The following is a 5466-nucleotide window of genomic DNA, read 5'->3' as shown; positions in this document are numbered from 1 at the left end:
ACACCAGACCGACGAGGGTGGGCCTGTCAGCGACTACACCGGCCGGAATATCTTCTACCGTTCCATTCAGCACAGCTCGGTGAACCACCCCAAGACCGACAGACTCACCACCCGAGACTACCTGTGGCGGTGGGACACCGACTGGTTCTGGTGCTCACGCGCATTCGGAGCCCAGAATCCGCACATCCGTCGCCTGTGGCCGAAGAAACTCCTCCGCAGCAGTTTCTACTGGAAACTGATCGCACTCGACCACAAGTACGACATCGCTGACCGTGTGGAGAAACGCAAGGGCAATCCTCCACGCGAACGTGTCGTGCAGGACGTGGAGGTCCCCATCGAGCGCACCGCCGACTTCGTCCGGTGGTTCCTTGCGGAAATCCCCATCGAACCCCTGTGGCTGTGCCCGCTGCGGTTGCGTGAACCCGCCGCCGCCGGGGCATCGTCCCAGCGCCCCTGGCCGCTGTATCCCCTCGAACCGAAGCGCACTTATGTGAATATCGGCTTCTGGTCGTCGGTCCCGATCGTCCCGGGACAGCCCGAGGGCGCCGCGAACCGGCTGATCGAGAACAAGGTGGGCGACTTCGACGGCCACAAGTCGCTGTACTCCGACTCGTACTATTCACGTGAAGACTTCGAGCGTCTCTACTACGGCGGCGATCGATATCTCGACCTGAAGAAACGCTACGACCCCGATTCCCGGTTACTGGACCTCTTCTCGAAGGCGGTGCAACGTCGATGACAACACTGAGAGCGTCACGGTCGCTAGACCACAAGCTGTCCATCGCAGAGATTCTCGAGATTCTGTCCGATGGGATGCTTCCTCTGCGATTCACGGCGTACGACGGCAGTGTCGCCGGCCCCGAGGACGCGCCCTACGGCCTACACCTCAAATCCACCCGCGGTACGACCTACCTGGCAACCGCACCCGGCGACCTCGGCATGGCGCGCGCCTACGTGTCCGGTGACCTGGAAGCACGGGGAGTTCATCCCGGCGACCCGTACGAGATCCTCCGCGTCATGGGCGACGAACTGCACTTCCGCCGCCCCTCCGCGCTCACGCTGGCCACTATTACTCGTTCGCTGGGCTGGGATCTGCTGCGGCCCATCGCGCCACCACCGCAGGAGCATCTCCCGCGGTGGCGTCGCGTCGCCGAGGGTCTGCGCCACTCCAAGTCCCGCGACGCCGAGGTGATCCACCACCACTACGACGTCTCGAACACCTTCTACGAGTACGTACTGGGACCGTCGATGACGTACACGTGCGCTTGTTACGCCGACGCCGACCAGACCCTCGAAGAGGCACAGGAGAACAAGTACCGCCTCGTGTTCGAGAAGCTCGGACTGCAGGCCGGTGACCGCCTTCTCGACATCGGCTGCGGCTGGGGCGGAATGGTCCGCTACGCCGCCCGCCGCGGAGTGAAGACCATCGGCGCGACGCTGTCACGGGAACAGGCCGAATGGGCGCAGAAGGCCATCGCGGAAGAAGGCCTGTCGGACCTCGCCGAGGTCCGGTTCTCCGACTACCGCGACGTCCCCGAGACCGGCTTCGACGCCATCTCGTCGATCGGCCTCACCGAACACATCGGTGTGCACAATTACCCGGCATACTTCGGGCTCCTCAAAGAGAAACTGCGTGAAGGCGGGCGTCTCTTCAACCACTGCATCACCCGGCCCGATAACATCAGCCAGGCACGTGCGGGCGGTTTCATCGACCGGTATGTCTTCCCCGACGGGGAGCTCACGGGCTCGGGCCGCATCATCTCCGAAATCCAGAACGTCGGCCTCGAGGTCCGGCACGAAGAGAACCTGCGCGAGCACTACGCACTCACCCTCGCCGGATGGTGCCAGAACCTCGTCGACAATTGGGATGCCTGCGTCGCCGAGGTCGGCGAAGGAACCGCCCGGGTGTGGGGCCTCTACATGGCCGGCTCGCGACTCGGATTCGAGCGCAACGTGGTTCAGCTACACCAGGTTCTGGCAGTGAAGCTGGGACCCAAGGGTGAGGCGCACGTCCCGCTCCGTCCGTGGTGGAACGGGTAGGCACCGCCGCGCAGAACGGGGCGGATGTGCCTTTCGACGCATTCACAGCGTCGAAAGGCACATTCGCCCTCGTTGTTTCTAGCTCTTCAGCGACGCCGGGGGGGTGAAGCGCTCGCCGTACTTGGCGGCGAGTTCCTCGGCCCGCGCGACGAAGCCTTCCTTGCCACCCGGGTAGCCGACGATGTACTGCGCGACACCACCGGTCCATGCCGGGAAGCCGATGCCCATGATGGAGCCGATGTTGGCATCAGCCGTGGTCGTGAGCACGCCTTCGTCGAAGCACTTCTGCGTTTCGATGGCCTCGGCGAACAGCATCCGGTCGATGAGGTCCTGGATCGGGGCCTCGGTGGAGCCGGACTTGAACTTCTCGCGCAGTCCCGGCCAGATGCGGGTGCGCTTGCCGTCCTCGTATTCGTAGAAGCCACCGCCACCGAGACGTCCGGGACGACCTGCTTCGACGAGGGTGTTGATGACGTCGCCCGCCGGGTCGGCCGGCAGTTCCTTGCCCTCGGCCTTGGCCGCTGCTTCGGTCTCCTTGCGGATCTTCTGCATGAGGGTGAGGTTCAGCTCGTCGGACAGCTGCAGCGGCGGAGCCGGGTAACCCGCCTGCGAACCGGCCTGCTCGATGGTGGCCGGCTCGATGCCCTCGTTGACCATCGCGATGGCCTCGTTGACGAAGGTGCCGATGACGCGCGAGGTGAAGAAGCCGCGCGAGTCGTTGACCACGATCGGGGTCTTGCGGATCGCCTGGACGTAGTCGAACACGCGGGCGAGTGCCTCGTCGGAGGTCTTCTCACCGCGGATGATCTCCACCAGCGGCATCTTGTCGACGGGAGAGAAGAAGTGGATGCCGATGAAGTCTTCCTGCCGCTTGACACCGGTCGCCAGCCCCGTGATGGGCAGGGTCGAGGTGTTGGAGCCGAGCAGCGCATTGGGAGCGACGGTGTCTTCGATCTCCTGGAAGACCTTGTGCTTGAGCTCCGTGCTCTCGAAGACGGCCTCGATGACGAAGTCGACGCCGGCGAGGTCGGCGACGTCCGCGGTGGGCTTGATCCGGTCGAGCAGCGCCTTCGACTTCTCTTCGGTGGTCTTGCCACGCGAGAGTGCCTTGGCCTCGATCTTCTCCGAGTAGCCCTTGCCCTTTTCGGCCGCCTCGAGCGTGACGTCCTTGAGGACCACGTCGAATCCGGCCTTCGCCGAAACGTACGCGATACCCGCGCCCATCATTCCCGCGCCCAGCACGCCGATCTTGGTGATCGGGGTCTTCTCGATGCCGGACGGGCGCGACGCGCCGGAGTTGATGGCCTGCAGATCGAAGAAGAACGCCTGGATCATGTTCTTCGCGACCTGGCCGGTGACGAGCTCCGTGAAGTACCGCGACTCGATGATCGACGCGTTGTCGATGTCGACCTGCGAGCCTTCGACGGCGGCGGCCATGATGGCACGCGGTGCCGGCATCGGGGCACCCTTGAGCTGCTTACGCAGGTTCGCGGGAAACGCCGGGAGGTTGGCCGCGAAGGCCGGGGTGGACGGGGTGCCGCCGGGGATCTTGAATCCCTTCTTGTCCCAAGGCTGCACGCCGCCCTCGGGGTTGGCCTTGATCCACGACTTGGCTGCGGGAACCAGTTCCTCGACCGATCCGACGACCTCGTCGACGAGACCGACTTCCTTGGCCTGGACGGGTCCGCGCTGCTGCCCCTGGAGCAGCACCTGCATGAGCGCGGCCTGCAGGCCGAGCATCCGGACGGTGCGCACGACTCCGCCGCCACCGGGCAGCAGGCCGAGAGTGGCCTCGGGCAGACCGATCTTGACGCCCTTGACGTCGGCGGCAATGCGGTGGTGCGTCGCCAGTGCGATCTCGAGGCCGCCACCGAGCGCGGCACCGTTGATGGCCGCGACGACGGGCTTGCCGAGGGTTTCGAGGCGACGGAGGTCGGCCTTGATGCTCAGCGTCTCGTCGTAGATGGCCTTCTTGTCCTCGGGCCCGAGCTTGATCATGCCCTTGAGGTCGCCGCCCGCGAAGAACGTCTTCTTGCCCGAGGTCAGGACCACACCGGTGATGTTGTCCTTCTCCGCGACCAGACGGTCGACGGTGGCCTTCATCGAGTCCTTGTACAGCTGGTTCATGGTGTTGGCGCCCTGGTTCGGGTCGTCCATCGTCAGAACCACGATGCCGTCGGCGTCGCGTTCCCAGCCGATCATGTTGTTCTCGCTCACTTGAAAAAGATCCCTTCGGAGAGTTAGACGCGCTCGATGATGGTGGCCACGCCCATGCCGCCGCCGATGCACAGCGTGAGGAGGGCGTACCGGCCGTCACGTCGCTCGAGCTCGTCGACCATGGTGCCGATGATCATGGCGCCGGTGGCTCCGAGCGGATGACCCATCGCGATGGCGCCGCCGTTGACGTTGAGCTTCTCGTCCGGGATCTGCAGATCCTTCTGGAACTTGAGGACGACAGAAGCGAACGCCTCGTTGATTTCGAACAGGTCGATGTCGTCGACCGTCAGACCCGCAGCGGCCAGCGCCTTCTTGGTGGCGGGCGTCGGACCGGTGAGCATGATGGTCGAGTCGGCACCGGAGGTGGCGGTGGCGACGACGCGTGCACGCGGCGTCATCCCCATGTCCTTGCCGGCCTGCTCCGACCCGACGAGCACCAGCGCGGCGCCGTCGACGATGCCGGAGCTGTTGCCGCCGTGGTGAACGTGGTTGATCTTCTCCACGAAGTGGTACTTCTGCAGCGCGACGGCGTCGAAACCGCCCATTTCACCCAGCGCGGCGAACGACGGGGTGAGGCCGGCGAGGTTCTCGAGGGTGGTTCCGGGACGCATGTGCTCGTCGTGGTCGAGGATGGTGATCCCGTTCTGATCCTTGACCGGGACGACCGACTTGGCGAAGTATCCGCCGCTCCATGCCTTTGCGGCGAGTTCCTGGGAACGCACCGCGTACGCGTCGACATCCTCACGCGAGAAGCCCTCGATGGTGGCGATGAGATCGGCACCGACGCCCTGGGGCACGAAGTAGTTGTCGTAGTTGGTGGCGGGGTCGAGCGCCCACGGGCCGCCGTCACTGCCCATCGGCACGCGGGACATGGACTCGACGCCCCCGGCGAACAACAGCTCGTCCCAGCCCGAACGGACCTTGGCAGCAGCCATGTTGACGGCTTCGAGAGCGGAGGAGCAGAAGCGGTTGATCTGGACACCGCCGACGGTGTCGGGCAGGCCTGCATCGTTGACGACGATGCGCGCGAGGTCGGCGCCCTGGTCACCCACGGGGCTCACGACACCGAGGATGAGATCGGAGATGCGGTCCTCGTCCAGGTCGGGGAAACGGACGCGGATCTCGTCGATCAGACCGGTGACGAGAGAGATCGGCTTGACCGAATGCAACGAACCGGTCTTCTTGCCGCGGCCACGCGGGGTGCGGATG

3 protein-coding genes and 1 pseudogene are annotated in these 5466 nt (G+C 65.0%); 2 read left to right on the top strand and 2 right to left on the bottom strand.

Annotated elements, in window-relative coordinates; translation table 11 throughout:
• Together WAW17_RS14390 and WAW17_RS14385 are read left to right on the top strand one after the other, a co-directional pair.
• A pseudogene (locus tag WAW17_RS14390) lies at positions 1-739 on the top strand (FAD-binding protein); the annotation flags it as partial.
• On the top strand, positions 736-2040 hold the full coding sequence (locus tag WAW17_RS14385) for a class I SAM-dependent methyltransferase (RefSeq protein ID WP_422333630.1): 1305 nt from the start codon (positions 736-738) through the stop codon (positions 2038-2040). The pseudogene WAW17_RS14390 and the gene WAW17_RS14385, both read left to right, overlap by 4 nt.
• Positions 2041-2118: 78 nt before the next feature.
• On the opposite strand, the gene WAW17_RS14380 is transcribed toward WAW17_RS14385, so the two are convergent.
• Together WAW17_RS14380 and WAW17_RS14375 are read right to left on the bottom strand one after the other, a co-directional pair.
• Complete coding sequence (locus WAW17_RS14380; protein WP_422333631.1) at positions 2119-4242, bottom strand: 3-hydroxyacyl-CoA dehydrogenase NAD-binding domain-containing protein; 2124 nt, start codon at positions 4240-4242, stop codon at positions 2119-2121.
• A 38-nt stretch (positions 4243-4280) separates the two neighbouring features.
• A complete protein-coding gene (locus tag WAW17_RS14375) occupies positions 4281-5465 on the bottom strand; it encodes an acetyl-CoA C-acetyltransferase (RefSeq protein ID WP_422333629.1) in 1185 nt (394 codons plus the stop codon).
• Position 5466: the final 1 nt, after the last annotated feature.

The sequence above is a fragment of the Rhodococcus sp. (in: high G+C Gram-positive bacteria) genome (genome assembly GCF_049286785.1).
In the GTDB taxonomy this organism is placed as follows: domain Bacteria; phylum Actinomycetota; class Actinomycetes; order Mycobacteriales; family Mycobacteriaceae; genus Rhodococcus_F.
The sequence above is the reverse complement of the archived record's forward strand: the minus strand, read 5'-3'. Positions and strand labels throughout refer to the sequence as shown.

Bases quoted from the DNA above. Each gene is read 5' to 3' on its own strand.
- WAW17_RS14385 (WP_422333630.1), top strand. From the start codon at position 736: ATGACAACACTGAGAGCGTCACGGTCGCTAGACCACAAGCTGTCCATC.
- WAW17_RS14380 (WP_422333631.1), bottom strand. From the start codon at position 4,242: ATGATCGGCTGGGAACGCGACGCCGACGGCATCGTGGTTCTGACGATG.